Origin of the sequence: Agarilytica rhodophyticola (assembly GCF_002157225.2) — a bacterium.
GTDB lineage: Bacteria > Pseudomonadota > Gammaproteobacteria > Pseudomonadales > Cellvibrionaceae > Agarilytica > Agarilytica rhodophyticola.
In genome coordinates this window covers 918,620-934,402 of the sequence record NZ_CP020038.1, presented here as the reverse complement: position 1 = coordinate 934,402, position 15,783 = coordinate 918,620, and the positions used below count along the sequence as shown (strand labels likewise).

15 protein-coding genes are annotated in these 15,783 nt (G+C 41.7%); 12 read left to right on the top strand and 3 right to left on the bottom strand.

Going from position 1 to position 15,783, the window contains the following annotated elements:
* Nucleotides 1-2 precede the first annotated feature (2 nt).
* From kdsC to BVC89_RS03910, 12 genes are all read left to right on the top strand, one after another.
* A complete protein-coding gene (kdsC, locus tag BVC89_RS03965; RefSeq protein WP_245929334.1) occupies nucleotides 3-554 on the top strand; it encodes a 3-deoxy-manno-octulosonate-8-phosphatase KdsC in 552 nt (183 codons plus the stop codon).
* Nucleotides 547-1,131 carry an LPS export ABC transporter periplasmic protein LptC gene (gene lptC, locus BVC89_RS03960; RefSeq protein WP_086929956.1) on the top strand — a complete coding sequence of 195 codons (585 nt, stop codon included), beginning with the start codon at nucleotides 547-549 and terminating at the stop codon, nucleotides 1,129-1,131. Before kdsC ends, lptC begins: the two co-directional genes overlap by 8 nt.
* The gene (lptA, locus tag BVC89_RS03955) at nucleotides 1,118-1,795 is read left to right on the top strand and encodes a lipopolysaccharide transport periplasmic protein LptA (protein ID WP_086929955.1); all 678 of its coding nucleotides are present in this window, start codon (nucleotides 1,118-1,120) and stop codon (nucleotides 1,793-1,795) included. Before lptC ends, lptA begins: the two co-directional genes overlap by 14 nt.
* Nucleotides 1,796-1,839: 44 nt before the next feature.
* A complete protein-coding gene (gene lptB / locus BVC89_RS03950; RefSeq protein WP_086929954.1) occupies nucleotides 1,840-2,565 on the top strand; it encodes an LPS export ABC transporter ATP-binding protein in 726 nt (241 codons plus the stop codon).
* Nucleotides 2,566-2,780: 215 nt separating this feature from the next.
* Nucleotides 2,781-4,316 (top strand): RNA polymerase factor sigma-54, encoded by a 1,536-nt coding sequence (locus BVC89_RS03945; protein WP_086929953.1) that lies wholly within the window; start codon nucleotides 2,781-2,783, stop codon nucleotides 4,314-4,316.
* Nucleotides 4,317-4,651: 335 nt separating this feature from the next.
* Nucleotides 4,652-5,104, top strand: coding sequence for a PTS sugar transporter subunit IIA (locus BVC89_RS03940; RefSeq protein ID WP_086929952.1), 453 nt, complete (start codon nucleotides 4,652-4,654; stop codon nucleotides 5,102-5,104).
* A 23-nt stretch (nucleotides 5,105-5,127) separates the two neighbouring features.
* Nucleotides 5,128-5,997, top strand: coding sequence for an RNase adapter RapZ (gene rapZ / locus BVC89_RS03935; protein ID WP_086929951.1), 870 nt, complete (start codon nucleotides 5,128-5,130; stop codon nucleotides 5,995-5,997).
* A 3-nt stretch (nucleotides 5,998-6,000) separates the two neighbouring features.
* On the top strand, nucleotides 6,001-6,270 hold the full coding sequence (locus tag BVC89_RS03930) for an HPr family phosphocarrier protein (RefSeq protein ID WP_086929950.1): 270 nt from the start codon (nucleotides 6,001-6,003) through the stop codon (nucleotides 6,268-6,270).
* 153 nt (nucleotides 6,271-6,423) lie between these two features.
* A complete protein-coding gene (gene mgtE, locus BVC89_RS03925) occupies nucleotides 6,424-7,782 on the top strand; it encodes a magnesium transporter (protein WP_086929949.1) in 1,359 nt (452 codons plus the stop codon).
* 29 nt (nucleotides 7,783-7,811) lie between these two features.
* Nucleotides 7,812-8,345, top strand: coding sequence for a ribosome biogenesis factor YjgA (yjgA, locus tag BVC89_RS03920; protein WP_086929948.1), 534 nt, complete (start codon nucleotides 7,812-7,814; stop codon nucleotides 8,343-8,345).
* 98 nt (nucleotides 8,346-8,443) lie between these two features.
* Nucleotides 8,444-11,341 carry a DEAD/DEAH box helicase gene (locus BVC89_RS03915; protein WP_086929947.1) on the top strand — a complete coding sequence of 966 codons (2,898 nt, stop codon included), beginning with the start codon at nucleotides 8,444-8,446 and terminating at the stop codon, nucleotides 11,339-11,341.
* A complete protein-coding gene (locus BVC89_RS03910; RefSeq protein WP_086929946.1) occupies nucleotides 11,328-12,524 on the top strand; it encodes a hypothetical protein in 1,197 nt (398 codons plus the stop codon). Before BVC89_RS03915 ends, BVC89_RS03910 begins: the two co-directional genes overlap by 14 nt.
* A gap of 48 nt (nucleotides 12,525-12,572) precedes the next feature.
* Here BVC89_RS03910 and BVC89_RS03905 read toward each other — a convergent pair whose 3' ends face one another.
* From BVC89_RS03905 to BVC89_RS03890, 3 genes are all read right to left on the bottom strand, one after another.
* On the bottom strand, nucleotides 12,573-13,775 hold the full coding sequence (locus tag BVC89_RS03905) for an Ig-like domain-containing domain (RefSeq protein ID WP_158657772.1): 1,203 nt from the start codon (nucleotides 13,773-13,775) through the stop codon (nucleotides 12,573-12,575).
* Nucleotides 13,776-14,165: 390 nt separating this feature from the next.
* Entirely contained in the window at nucleotides 14,166-14,762 is a 597-nt protein-coding gene (gene msrB / locus BVC89_RS03895; protein ID WP_086929944.1) for a peptide-methionine (R)-S-oxide reductase MsrB, read from the bottom strand.
* Nucleotides 14,763-14,912: 150 nt separating this feature from the next.
* Complete coding sequence (locus BVC89_RS03890) at nucleotides 14,913-15,776, bottom strand: carbon-nitrogen hydrolase family protein (RefSeq protein WP_086929943.1); 864 nt, start codon at nucleotides 15,774-15,776, stop codon at nucleotides 14,913-14,915.
* Nucleotides 15,777-15,783: the final 7 nt, after the last annotated feature.

Sequence of the window (15,783 nt, the reverse complement as noted above, 5' to 3'; positions counted from 1 at the left end):
TAATGAGCAATCCAATGCAAATACAAGATAGTGAAATAATGGCCAGAGCAAGCAAAATTAAACTGCTGCTATTGGATGTCGACGGCGTAATGTCTGACGGTAAAATATATTTTTCTAGCACCGGCTCCGAAATCAAATCGTTTAACACATTAGATGGGCACGGCATTAAGATGCTCCGCCGATCAGGTGTGGAAGTGGGAATTATTACAGGCAGAACGAGTGAGATTGTTGCTAGGCGGGCAAAAGACTTAGGTATTCATTTATTGAAACAGGGCCGAGAGGATAAATTTGATGCACTACGAGAGTTACAAGAAGACTTTCCATGTGCTTATGAAGACATCGCCTACGTAGGCGATGACTACCCTGATTTGACAGTCATGATACGTGCAGGTTTAAGTATTAGTGTTGCAAATGCCCATCCGGAAGTAGCGAAACGCAGCCATTGGCAAACAACAAAAAAAGGCGGTGATGGTGCGGTGAGAGAAGTATGCGATATGATAATGCTTGCGCAAGGCACGTTTGACTCAGCACTTGAGGTTTATTTAAGTGACTAGAACTAGTCTGTACATTGTATTTATTTTGGCGCTATTATCCGCCATTATATACTTTGGTGACTCGCCACCTCGCATTTTAGGCACATCGCCGGCATTACACACAGAAGTGGATGCTGTGCCTTTCGCAGTCGCTCGCAATACAACAACAACACATTTCCAGGATGATGGCGGTCTAAGTTACACCTTTGATGCAGTCAAGTTGGAGCACTACCGAACTCAGGATGAAGATGAAGCACAAGAGATCTTCACCTTGATAGATAAGCCCCAATTGGTGTTTTATCAGGACAAGGAACCCTGGCTTGTATTAGCGAATAAAGGCAAAATAACGTCCCTAAATGAGCGTATAGAATTGTGGAATAATGTAGTCGTGAAGCATACAGATGCCGATGGTATTACCACCACCATTACCACACAGAGGTTAAACGTTGATCCAATAGGCAAGGTCGCTGAAACAGCTGAAGCTGTAAAAATAAATTCTGATAGCGTAGAAATCAAAGGCACAGGCCTTCATGCTGATTTTGTCGCACAAAAATTAAAGCTATTATCTAAAGTTCGTGGACTCTATGATCCAACTTAAATTTATATTTATCTCTCTAGCAGTGTTATTAGCAACCAATGCCTGGACACTACCAGACGATGACACACAGACGATGTTCATCGATGCTGACACACACGAGTTTGATATCCGAGCAGGAACAACAACGTTCTTGGGTAATGTGGTTTTGCAGCAAGGCAGCCTTAAAATCAATGCTAGTAAAGTGGTTTACTACGGTAAATTCGAAAAAGGCAAGGTTGACTCTGCCAAAAAAATTGTGGCAACAGGTAACCCCGCCCGTTTTCAACAAACCCCGAAAGAAAACAGCCCTCCGGTTACCGCTGTGGCCAATACACTTGAATACTCAGCGTCAAACGAGACGCTGTTTCTTATTGAAAACGCCTCTCTTGACCAAGATGGCACAAGTTTAAGCGGTAATCGTATTGAATACGATGTGAAAAAAGCGTTAGTAAAAGCAGGTGGAAAAACTTCTGCAGACGGCACCAAAGAGCGGGTGCGCATGGTTATCCCACCAAAAACCTTAGAGTCTATCAATGGCGAGGAAGGGCAAGAAGACAATTCCAGCATAGAATCCGAGCCTGAAGAAGACATCATCGATTCTGATTCAAATGAAGAAGAAAGCAACGAGACGGTAGACACAGAGGAAAATGAAACCTCCTCGCCCCCTCTCGAAGATACAGAATAAAACAACATAATAACCAACTAGCATATCAATAAGCAGTCGTCTTAATGTCGCAATTAGAAGCTAAACATCTCGCAAAAAGTTACAAAGGCAGACAAGTGGTTATCGATGTCTCAGTGTCGGTAAACCAAGGACAAGTTGTGGGCTTGCTCGGCCCTAATGGCGCGGGCAAGACAACCTGCTTTTATATGATCGCTGGCATAGTAAGGGCAGATCGAGGCCAAGTCTTTATCAATGGTGAAGATGTCACTCGCCAGCCCATGCATGGCCGGGCAAGGCGCGGTCTGGGCTACTTACCCCAGGAAGCCTCGGTGTTTCGAAAACTTACGGTCAGCCAAAATATCTTGGCGATATTGGAGACTCGCAAAGGCTTAAAGCGTAAGCAACGGCAAGAAATTCTAAATAAGCTACTGGAAGAGTTTCACATCACTCACATTAAAGATAGCCTCGGGATGGCGCTATCTGGTGGCGAGCGCCGACGCGTAGAAATTGCACGAGCGTTAGCCACAGAACCAGATTTTATATTACTTGACGAGCCCTTTGCTGGCGTCGATCCCATTTCAGTTAGTGATATCAAAGGTATCATCCAGCAACTAAAAGCCAAAAACATTGGCGTTCTCATTACCGATCATCATGTTAGAGAAACGCTCGATATATGCGAGAAATCTTACATCGTATCCGAAGGCCACATCATTGCTGATGGCGATGCCGCCACCGTACTCAATAACCAAAAAGTGCGGGAAGTCTATCTAGGACAGCATTTTCAGCTTTAGGCCATATCTGACACTAAGCCTAATTGTTTTGAGTTTAATACTTGACAAATTGCTCAAGCAGTGACCTATATACGGCACAATGTTTGCTTTATTTTTAACGCAAAACCGTTGCCTGAGAGCCTCGCTCAGTCTAAACTTATAAGGGTCTGCTTTCCTAAATGGAATCAAGCGGCTGTCACATAACATACAATCAACCGGGGCAAGTGTTAGCGCATATGAAGCAATCTCTTCAACTAAAGCTGGGTCAGCAACTTACAATGACTCCCCAGTTGCAGCAAGCGATTCGCCTTCTTCAGCTATCAACCTTAGATTTGCAATCAGAGATTCAGGAAGCGCTGGACTCTAACCCTATGTTAGAGATATCTGATGAATCCAGTAGCTCAGACAACGATTCAGGGGAAAAAGGGGCTGACTCTTCTCCTTCGGAAGATTTTGCCAAACCTAACGATTCTTCTTTAAATAGCGAAAGCACTAACTCTAGCGATGAAAATCCAAACTCTTCGAATGAAGAAGCGCGTCTAGATAGCGAATGGAGTGATACCATTCCCAATGAGCTGGCGGTTGATACCAATTGGGATGATGTCTACCAAGCATCATCATCCCCCGGCGCTTCGAGAAACGATAACGAAGATATGGATTTTGAATCTCGTCGCACCTCGTCCGAGACAATCCAAGACCACTTACTTTGGCAACTCAATCTAACACCAATGTCGGATCTAGATATAGAAATTGCCGAGGCTATCATAGATGCGGTAGAGCCCAATGGTATGTTGTGTCAGTCCTTGGATGATATATACACAGGCCTACAAGCCCATCATGAAGAATTAGAGATGGATGAGCTAGTTGCTGTATTGCACAGAATTCAGCAATTTGATCCCATAGGGGTAGCCAGCCAAAATATCAGCGAGTGTTTACTGATACAGCTAAACCAGTATGATCCTAATGAACCAGGCGTTAATTACGCCCGTAAAATTATTGAAGACTACCTAGAAGTACTTGGCAATCGAGATTTCAAGCAGTTAATGCGCAAATTGAAGATTAAAGAAGCCGAACTGCAACTTGCTATTAAAGTCATTCAGACGCTTAACCCACGCCCAGGGGAACATATTGGCACAGACTCAACCGAATATGTGGTACCTGATGTTTTTGTTAAAAAGGTAGATGATCGTTGGACAGTGCAGTTAAACCCTGAAATAGCTCCTCGAATTCGCATCAATAATGATTATGCGTCCTTAGTTAAAAGAGCAGACTCAAGCACTGACAATACCTTTTTAAGAGATAACCTTCAGGAAGCTAGGTGGTTTTTAAAAAGCTTGCAGAGCCGCAATGAGACATTATTGAAAGTGGCTACATGCATCGTTGAGAAGCAACAGGGCTTTCTTGATCATGGCCCAGAAGCTATGAAACCTATGGTATTACACGATGTTGCGGAAATTGTTGAAATGCATGAATCGACAATTTCTCGGGTAACAACGCAAAAATATATGCATACACCACAAGGTATATTTGAACTTAAGTACTTTTTCTCAAGCCATGTAGCAACAGAAGCAGGTGGAGAATGCTCTTCAACCGCTATTCGCGCCATTATTAAAAAACTAATCGCTGCTGAAAACGCCAGAAAACCCTTGAGTGACTCGAAGATCACAGGAATACTTGAAGAGAAAGGTATTAAAGTTGCCCGTAGAACCATAGCCAAATATCGAGAGTCACTTGGCATTCCACCTTCCAACGAGCGTAAACGACTAGTTTAAACTATTAGTCTTAATGTTATAGAGCACTCTGTATTTTTGTGTATTGGCTTGCGCAATAAACTATTGAATCGACATTCATCTATGTCTTCCTAAATATAGTTGAGCAATCTTCTAATACGCCAAGCTAAACACGTATATCTTTATTTTAAGGGGGCTAGTTGGCCCATTCGCCCACGACTCCATATTTTGTATACGTTTTATCTATATAGTACTGGATAAGATAAAAAATAATCATTGCTAAACACACAGTGTATTGTGTTCGTTACACAGTAAATAAAACTGATAAAATGGCAGTCTTTATTATTAAAATTGTTTAAAAAACTACCAAAGAATCTATGTTAATTAAAAGCATTCTCTCAACAAAGAGAACAGTGGCAAAAATTGAAGGTGGCAGTAAAAAGCGTGTGATTGAAACACTGGCACAGAATTTTGCGAACGATATCGAAGGCTTTGATGTCGATGAACTTTATCAAAGTCTTATTAACCGAGAAAAATTGGGTACAACCGGTATTGGTGATGGTATCGCAATTCCTCATTGCCGCTTTAATACCGGCGGTCATACATATGGCGCCTGCATGACACTAGCATCCCCCATTGACTTCGACGCAGTGGACGGCAAGCCAGTTGATATTATATTTGCAATGTTAGTACCGGAAAATGCAGAGAGTAGCCATCTAGAGTCGTTGGCAAGCTTGGCACAACTTTTACAAGATGCTGATTTTGTCAGCACAATACGTTCCGTATCATCTGATGATGCACTTTTCGATGCGATAACATCGTCATCTTAACCTCTATATAAGCGGGATCTGTCATGAGCTTTTTAGTAATCAGTGGTCGCTCAGGGTCGGGCAAAACTTCAGCCTTACATCTACTGGAAGATGAAGGGTTTACCTGTATTGATAATATTCCCGTCACCTTGTTGCCATCATTGATTGAGCATATAAATCAGCAAGAGAAGGAACGTTTTGCCATTGGTATAGACGCGAGAAATCTCGACAAGGATTTAGGCACTCTCTCGGGCATATTAAAATCCTCCCAAATCCCCCGTGAAAACTATAAAGTTATCTATCTAGACACTCATACCAATGTATTAATCAAGCGTTTTAGTGAAACTCGCCGTCGCCATCCTTTGTCGGATGAAAATACTGGACTTAATGAGGCACTTGAAAAAGAACGGGATATCCTTGCTCCTATTGTCGGTTTTGCCGATATTATCATCGATACTAGTGCTCTCAATTTGCACGAAATGCGCAGCACCATGCGACAACTCATCGTTGGCCCCCAAAGCAAGAGCATGTCAATTATGTTCAGTTCCTTTGGATTCAAGTATGGAGCTCCTACCGACGCTGATTTTATTTTTGATGTTCGCAGCCTTCCTAATCCTCACTGGGAACCAGGTTTACGTCTCAAAACTGGCCTTGATGTTGAAGTAGCAGATTACTTGTCGAGCCAGAATAGCGTAGAGGAGATGATTAACGATATCACTGGATTTGTTGCTAAATGGATACCTTCATTTGAAAATAATAATCGAAGCTATCTCACAGTAGCAATTGGCTGTACTGGTGGAATGCATCGTTCAGTGTATATTAGCGAACGCTTGTATCAAAATTTAAAAGAAACATATAAGGATGTTCAAGTTCGTCACCGACAATTACAAAACAATAACTTAAAAAATGGCTAATGCATGTTCGAACAGCAAATAGAAATCATTAATAAACTTGGCTTACACGCGCGCGCAGCCACACGCTTTGCGAATACAGCAAATAAATATAGCAGTAGCGTAAAAGTTCGCTTCGCCGACAAAACTATAGACGGCAAAAGTATCATGGCTCTGATGCTGTTAGCTGCGGCGAAGGGCAGCGAAATTACGTTAATTACTGAAGGTGAGGACTCAGAAGAAAGCATGGCCGCACTCGTTGAATTGATTAATAATAGATTTGACGAAGAAGAATAAACCGGCAAATAGTGTGCGCCTTAATATAAGGCTAGTGCCAGCAAATGTAAGGAAACACCGAGGCATAACTCGGATATAACTTAGATATAAACCTAGATAACTTATTACTAGATAACCTATTACCTAGATAGCCTACAACCTATAAAGAGTTACATGCAACAAGCTACCGAAGAGACCAAAAGCCAAACCCACTTGGCCAGAGTACAGACGCTACTAGGAAGCGGTACTCTGCAGCAGATAGCCAAGATGGTAAATAGCTTGCGTCCTGTAGAGATTGCTCGCCTACTTGAGTCTTCTCCCCCTCCTTCGCGTAAAGTTGTGTGGGATCTAGTAGATAAAGATGTTATCGGTGAGGTACTAGAAGAACTGCCCGAAGACATTCAAGGAAACTTTATCCGTGACCTGGATGCAGAACAGCTGGTAGAGCTAACAGAGGGCCTTGAGACAGACGATGTTGTAGATATACTGCAACAATTGCCAGAAAAAGTGACTCAAGAAGTGCTGGCGGCAATGAGCGATCAGGATCGCAACCGCGTGGAAACGGTCTTAGCTTATGACGAAGATACCGCAGGCGGCCTAACAAATACAGATACAATAACAATACGCCCACGTTTTACTCTAGATGTTGTACTGCGCTATTTACGTCGACACGTAGAGCTGCCGCCATCAACGGATGCTCTCATTGTGGTTAACCGTAAAGACCAATACTTAGGTTTGCTACCTCTCGCCAAACTTCTAACGTCAGATCCCAATACAACGGTACGCGAAGTGATGGTGACCGACACTAATGCCATACAGGCTAACCTGCCGGATCATGAGGTTGCTAAGCTTTTCGAACAAAATGATTGGATATCTGCACCTGTGGTGGATGAACAAGGCAAACTGCTTGGCAGAATCACAATCGACGATGTCGTAGACGTCATCCGCGAAGGCGCAGATCACTCGCTTATGAGCCTTGCCGGCTTGGATGAAGAAGAAGATACTTTTGCACCGGTAATGCGTACTATTCCAAGGCGCGCAATATGGCTGGGTATAAATTTGCTCACCGCCATTTTAGCCTCCGCAGTTATCAGCCTTTTCCAAGAATCGCTAGATAAAGTGGTGGCACTTGCGATACTAATGCCTGTTGTCGCCAGCATGGGAGGCGTTGCAGGCTCTCAAACACTGACAGTAGTGATTCGAGGTATGGCAATAGGCAACATCGGTTTTAGTAATATGAATTGGCTTTTGTCACGCGAGTTAGGCGTCGGTTTGCTCAATGGCTGTTTATGGGCAATAGTTATGGGAGGGCTGGTGTCACTATGGTTTAGTGATATCACACTCGCCTTTATTATCGCAGCTGCAATGGTAATCAATCTAGTTACAGCAGCAGCAGCCGGAACACTGCTACCACTGCTGCTCAAAAAAATGCATATAGACCCTGCCTTGGCAGGCGGCGTGACGCTCACTACAGTAACCGACGTTATTGGCTTTATGGCCTTTCTCGGACTCGCCACCTATTTTTACGCGTAAGCTAAATAACATACGGTTAGAAAACAAACATGCACATAGATTCCGATCATGAACCTCAAGAATTCGAGGAAGAAATAAAAAGTAAAACACAAGTTAAAAAAGAAATGCTCGCTCTACACGAATTAGGAATCTCCATCTCTAAATTAACACGTGAACAGCAAGCAAAAATTCCGCTCGACGATAAATTGCGTGAAATGATCGAACAAGCGCCGACAATTAAAAGCAATAGTGCTAAAAAAAGACATATGCAATACATTGGTAAGCTTATGCGCAGCGAAGATATTGATGCTGTCTCTCAAGCTTACGAGTCCGTCATACAGCAATCTCACCAAGCCGTACAACAGCACCATACCATAGAGAGGTGGAGAGATGTGCTGATTGCAGGCGATAACCGTGACATACAGCGTTACATAGAGTCATTTCCAAATACAGATCGCCAACAATTGAGACAACTTATTAGGGCAGCACAAAAAGAAATACAACAGTCAAAGCCTCCTGCGCACGCGAGAAAGCTGTTCCGTTTTATCCGAGATAATTTCTCAAGTGATGAACAAGATAGCTAACCGATAACCAACACTTCATCTAGTTGTCACTCATAAAAAATCATTAAGACTGCATTACAACTGCACTTTAAATTTTAATTAATCGAAGCTAAATCTCTATGAGCTTTCTCGCTAGTTTACGTAAGCAAGACTCTGACGACAAACAAGACCAACAACTTCACTATTTATTAACAATTGATCATTTAACAAGTGAAATGATATTACGGCTTTGTATTGCCAGCCAGCAAGAAATAGCAAGTATTGCTAACAAACCCTATTCTCTTCAGCGAGAACACCTATACCGTCCACCATCTTTTATACAACATAGCGACAAAAAAATACTGCAGGAATTAAGCGATAGTAGGGCTAGCTGGTTCAATACAGACAAAGGGCCTCTACCAGAAAACAATACTTGGTCACTTTTACAGGAGATTATTGCTACACAGCGATGCTACCTACTACATCAAAATAGTGTTATGGCTGTCAAAGCTGGCGAGCCTGATACTGTATATCCCTATTGGTCAATTAATACCAGTGGCGAGTATCAGCTCGGCTGGCAACTACAAGAAAACTTAAATCAATATAAGTTAATATTTTGCACACAAAAACCAAAATTTTATTTCACAGCTAATGATACAGCAGCTATCGATAGTATTGTCTTGGGGCCAGTTGTCTTTTTAGAACAACATAGACAGACCCCGCCCCGGCTCAACATTTCCGTAAGCGATATTGACAAATATATTCAACAGCGGTCAAAAAACTGGCAAAAGTGGGCTTTACCTCGCCCCCCCATAGTGGACACAGTAGTTGCGGATACAGAAATTAAGCCATTGCTGATCTGCCATGATAAGGGTACGCCTCAGCTATCACAAAAAAACAGCACTGGCGATATTCAACTGCTATTTAGTCTTTGCAGCGATAAATACTGCAGCCTACCGCAGAATACCTTCGACGACTGTATTTATTGGGATGGAAAAACACTACATCGCTTAGCGGTAGACAACAAACAAGGAGAGCACCTAAAAAACACGATTACAAGACGTTTAAGTGCGTTTACATCTCCCAATAACGAAAAGTGTATCTGGTATATTCAACATCAACAACAATGGCAACATTTATTTACAGACTTGTACGCACCGTTAAATAAGTTAAATGTCAGTTTTTGTACCGAGGCAGGTTTTCGACATCATTACGCTTATATCGAGAGCTGGGATGTTCGTATTAAAGAGCGAGAGAATGGGGATTTAAACCTTTCTGTATTACTACAAGCAAAAGATATAGACATTGAACTGCAGGAATTTTTAGATCAGCTACGAGATTTTAATTATCGCAGCAAGGATAGCCATATTTATTTACAAAGAAGCGATGGTCGCCTTTGGTTGGTACCCGCAGGTGATGTTCTCAATCTAATGGAAGAGTTGGAAGATTTAGATTATTCCCAAGATGGATTTCATTTACCCCATAATCAACGTCATCGCTTAGCAGATATAGAACACTGTACTCCGGCGTCGACCCATTGGTCCGGAGATACTGAATATTTAAATGAATCGATTGAATTGCACAAGAGTCCCGTTGTATTAAATAAAACTCTCGATTTTATCAAAGCACAACTACGCCCTTATCAATGGCTAGGAGTATGTTGGATTCAACACATGAAACAACATACCTGCAACGGTTTATTAGCTGATGATATGGGCCTTGGGAAAACACTACAAGCTCTAACCCATTTAGCATTTGAGAAAACACAAGGTAACTTAGCCAAGCCGGCACTGATTGTTATGCCCCTTAGCCTTTTACATAATTGGCAAAATGAGATAAAACGTTTCGCGCCACAACTAAGTTGTAAAATTATCCACGGTAGCAAAAGACATGACAATTGGACAGAACTCAATAATTACGATGTGCTATTAACCACGTACCACCTTGTGGCCTCAGATTTATCCTATTGGAATGAACAAAGGCTTTCCTGGCTCATCTTGGATGAAGCTCAGAGTATCAAAAACCCAAGTACACGCTATAGCAAAGCCGTGCGAGAAATTCCTTGCGAACATAAGCTTTGCTTATCAGGAACACCGGTAGAAAACCATCTTGGAGAGCTCTGGTCTATTATTAGTTTTCTGATGCCTGGATACCTGGGCAGCCGGCGTGAATTCAGAGACAACTTCCAAAAACCGATCGAGCAAGCCGGTGATGAGAAACAAATGCAACGTTTGCTTAAACGTATTGCGCCTTTTATTTTAAGACGCACGAAAGATCAAATAGCCAAAGATTTACCGGCAAAGACAGAAATAGAACAACTAATACCGTTATCATCAGAACAATATAATTTTTATGAGCAGCTAAAACATGAAACTTGGCAAGAATTACAAGCCAAGATAAATGAAGAAAATGAAAGTAATCATTCTATAGCGGCTTTAAGCGCATTACTAAAACTCCGCCAAGCATGCTGCGATCCAGGATTATTTCCCGATGTCGACTTACCCTCGGCAAAACGACAATACTGTATTGAAATGATTGAAGAACTGGTCGCAGAAAATCGAGCAGTTTTAGTATTCTCACAATTTACCCAAATGCTTGATATTTTGGATACATCCCTAGCAGAAAAAAATATATCAACACTTAAATTGACCGGAAAAACTCGCAATCGGCAGACCATGGTCGATGCCTTTCAAAGAGGAGAGGCTCCTGTTTTCCTTATCAGCCTAAAAGCTGGTGGCACGGGCCTTAACTTAACAAGAGCGGATACAGTCATTCACTATGACCCTTGGTGGAATGCCGCCGCACAGCAACAAGCCAGCGACCGCGCGCATAGAATTGGACAAGATAAGCCTGTATTTGTTTACAAGCTTATTGCTGAGAATACGATAGAGGAAAAAATAGCACAACTACAAGCACAAAAAATGGCTTTGAGTCAGCATGTAGATAATCAGGCACAATTAAATGCTGAAACTTTCGCGTTTAAGTTTGAAGAATTACTGACTCTTTGGGAAGAAGATAAAAACCATGAAAAAAACTAATATTGATATCGCCCAAATAGAACACTTTCTTGCTCAGCAAGGAAGTTTTTGTTTAATAGACTGGCTACTAAAGGAAAACTACTTAAGTTATAGCCACTATGAAGCGTGGCGCTATGGAAAAGAGGTTCTGTTAGATCACAACCTAAGTATTGATGATAAGGAAATTAATAAAATAATTAAAGAAACGAAAAATGCATGTAAGCAATTAAACCTAAGCAGCCAGCAGCAGGATTATTATACTTGGAGCAGTAGCAAAAATAATAAGCTTACAATAAGCCGACAACAAACTATTAATACTGAACTAGGTATACAATGGCTACGTCCGCAGGATCTACCACAGCTAGATTTATTCATGGACAATACGGAGGTTATTACAGAAAACAGGATTTTAGATGCACTTGGAGGGCGCCAGTTCGAGAGCGCGCAAAAGGCGTTGTCACAACTAACCGAGCTTAATCCGAATCAGAAGAAACTCGGAGAATATCAAGATCTCATTAACTATGGGCTTTATATCAGTAATAATCCGACGGTAGAAAAAACCACTCTTAGCGAAGAATTAGCAGGGCTTGAAAATGAAGTATCGCCACTTGCTCATACTATCCTAAAACATAATGCTCGCGATTATCTCGCTTTTGCGTGGCGCAGATTAAGTAACAGCTTAGAAAATCAAACATTTAATCAACAACAACCGAAACTACATCAGAGTTATATGCTGATGCAAATTCCCGACTGGCAGGGAGTATTGTCTTCATTAGCCGATGACAAACAATTATTCACTACAGCAGTCTTATTACATCGTCTTGCCTTAGCTTACGAAGCTACGAAGTGTGATAACGAAGCACTACTTATTTGGTGTCTATTGATGGAAATGGATCGCGTATATTGTGAGAGAATCATTGAAGAACAGCCAACACCACTTATTAACCCTTTGTGGCAAGACTTCTGGGAAACAGATGACGAAGAATATGATGGCGAATACTTAGGTTTTTTCCCAGCATTCATTTTTACTAAAATACCAGGGCTAATTCATCATTTAGGTAATTTTCCAACTTTACAACAGCCTGCTACCTTAGCTGTGATAGAAGCTATTAAAATTCATCAACAGCAAGGAGATGAAGTGCCTATAAGAAAAAAAATGCAGGACATAAGCCCTGCACTGTTAAAGTTATTTATTAATAGGTAACAAATAAATTAAATATATGAGCATTAGTATTAACATGCCCCTATTTAACTATTTTGGTTGTGCCAATATAACTTCGTGGAAGTAATAGGTATTAGGAGGAAAACTATCAACGCCAGTACCTGATCCACCAAGTTCAGTGAAGTCACCATTCATCAGTGTTTCACATGAAGAATTATCAAGGCTTCTTGAAAATAGCTCGTCAATATTAGACAAGCTATTAACTCCAACGGCATTGTAAACGTCGAAGGATTCCGCATCATAATCCGCGGGTTCTTCCTCCAAAGCGGCTTGATAATCAAAGTTAGCATTAAAACCACCACCTGGTGTTAAAGATCGAGATTTTGAGAAAACAGCCAAAGAGGAAGCCACTCGTAATGAACAAGAGAAAGCCAGTGGCTCTTGAGCAGTAAAACCAAACTGGGCACACGCACTACCGGCTTCAAGTCTACGGGTATAATTAACCCAACCTAGATAAAGTAGATCTTTTCCTAAACCACAACGGGATATAACATCACCTTTAGTACTACCAACATCAAACAAGGTAGCAAACTGCCAGCTATCGCCTGCAAATGTTTCTCCCTGGTCAGACACTAAGCCATTGGCAATGGTAAAGGTATACTTGGTGCTGAACTTAAGATCTTCGTCAGGCGTAAAGATCAGTGTGTTATCGCTGGCGTGGGTTGCTTTACCGGCAATACTTACTCCAGTATCAGTTTCTGTTAGCGTGAGGAAATTGCCTAGTTCCGATTCTGCTTGGCTAACCTTTTGTCCAAACCGAACAGCAATTGCCTCATGTACAGGAACGCGATTACTGAAATCATTGGGATATTGTCTGATTATGTTAAAGCTATCAGCAGCAGGACGTTGCGGACAAACATTATTGTTATCTGGCGTTGGCATTTCCACACAACGAGGAATATTTTCAAATTGAACAAAACTCACAGCAGAAGGTTCTGGTGTTGCTGTAGGTTGAGGCGTAGCTGTAGGGGTAACCGTCGGTGTTGGTGTCGATGTTGGTGTCGGCGTAGCGCTAGGGTCAGGTGATGCCGTAGGCGTCGGTGTCGGAGTGACAGTAGGTGCGGGATTATCAGGGTTTTGTGGCGAAGCGGTTGGCGTTGGTGTTGGCGTACTCTCTGCACTTGGGCCAGAGCTACTATCGTTATCACTACCACCACATGCGCTTAAAGTAATGGCGATACTAACGCTGGTTACCAACTTGGCAATAGCGGCGCGTTTAAATTCAATAATCATAGGATGTTCCAATACTAATGTAGATAAATCTGAGCCCATTCAAAGAAAAGAAAATGGCCTCATATATAGAAAAAGAATAGTGTTGTGTTGTATTAGTACATTTTAGATTTCTGGAAGATAACAGCGCCATCGAATTGTTCACATTAAACTAAAGACAAATAAAAAGCGCCACATAAAATCGATATATGACAATCTTTTTAGCCTTATTCAGATATAGATAATATAAAAGGGGAATGTTAAATATGGAAAATAGGACAATAAAATCAATAATTTACGAAAAGGCGGCGGCTGCGTTAATACAGCTTAAGGTTTTTATATTAAGACGATTAAAAATATAAACTGTAACAATAGGTGATTTTTATAATCACCTATTGTCTAACTCTCAAATATTTATTTACTAGCAAAGGTTCCAATAGCATCGTTTTTGCCAGATGGTACAAAAGCCAAAGCGGCTGAATTAATACAATAACGCAGTCCTGTGGGAGCTGGACCATCGTCGAATACATGGCCGAGGTGCTCACCACATTTGGAAAGGATTTCTACCCTTCTCATCCCCCAAGATCTATCTTCTTTCAGGATAATATTGTTCTCATCAAACACTTCCCAAAAGCTTGGCCAGCCCGTTCCTGACTTAAATTTATGTTCCGATTTAAACACAGGAATTCGACAACCAGCGCTAACAAACACCCCTTCACGCTTTTCGTTTAACAAATCGCCCGTAAACGCACGCTCGGTGCCCTTGTTCCAAAGAATATGAAAAGCCTTGTCATCGAGTAACTCTTCCCAGGTGGAACGTGGAATCTCATTGAGGTTCTCACCTTTTTTTATCCATTCTTTAGCTTGTACCACATCTACCTCAGCATTTTGAGCAGATGCTTTTTTTTGGTCTATTTCACCTATCGCACTTTGCACTCCCCATAGAGAAAGTAGGCCGGCGACCAGTGCAATATTTAACAAAAAGACTTTCTTTGATTTGGTTTTCAGCATAACAACACCTATCAACTATTAGCGCTCTAGGAAATACTTTCCTATTCGATATCCACACATTTGATATCTTTTAATCTGTATTAAGAGTATGGCAAATATTCGTTTAAAGTCTTCACGAATGTGTCGCACAGATATCCTAATCACGCTAAATCAGATTAAGCTTCTATGCTGAGCGACTGGCATTTTACGTCTAGTATCATCGACGCGACTAAAATCGATAGATGCTACTATTACACCCTCACCTTTATCTATTTTAGTCATCACCTCACCCCATGGGCCAACGATCATGCTTTCCCCCCAAGTACTTCTACCTTTGGGGTGCACACCCCCTTGATTGGGCGCCACAACAAAACTCTGGGTCTCAATGGCTCTTGCACGCACCAGTACCTGCCAATGATCCCGACCTGTCGCTTCGGTAAACGCGGAAGGTAGGCATATCAGCGAACAGCCTTGCCTTTGAAAAAAGGTAAAAATCTCAGGGAATCTAAGATCGTAACAAACAGCAACACCAAAGATACCCCAGGGGCTAGTAAAAGTTGGAATATTTTGACCATGACGGTACTCATCGGACTCGCGGTAGCGTTTAGTACCATCATTAACGTCAGCATCAAAAAGATGGACTTTGGTGTAAATACCTTGGCATAAACCATCGCTGTCAAAGACAGCACTGGCAGCAAAAGGCTTGTCGCTTCTAACATGAGCACTTTGAAAGGAGTTCTTATCTAGATGATATGTTTGCTTTTCAATGACGGCCTGACTTATAGGATAAGTGCCTGCCACAAGCCATACACTATGTTCGCGGGCAATATCGGACATTGTTGCCAAAAAATGCTCTTGTTGATCGTTATTAGGTTTTATTTTATTGCCATAGGTCAGAAAATTTTCTGGCAGAACAACTAACTTCGCGTTTTGCTCCACTGCTAGTTGCAATAATTTTTTTGCAGTCTCAAGATTTTCATCGATGTCATGACTACTGACCATTTGTATGGCGGCAACATTAACTTTAGTACTCATTGTTTTC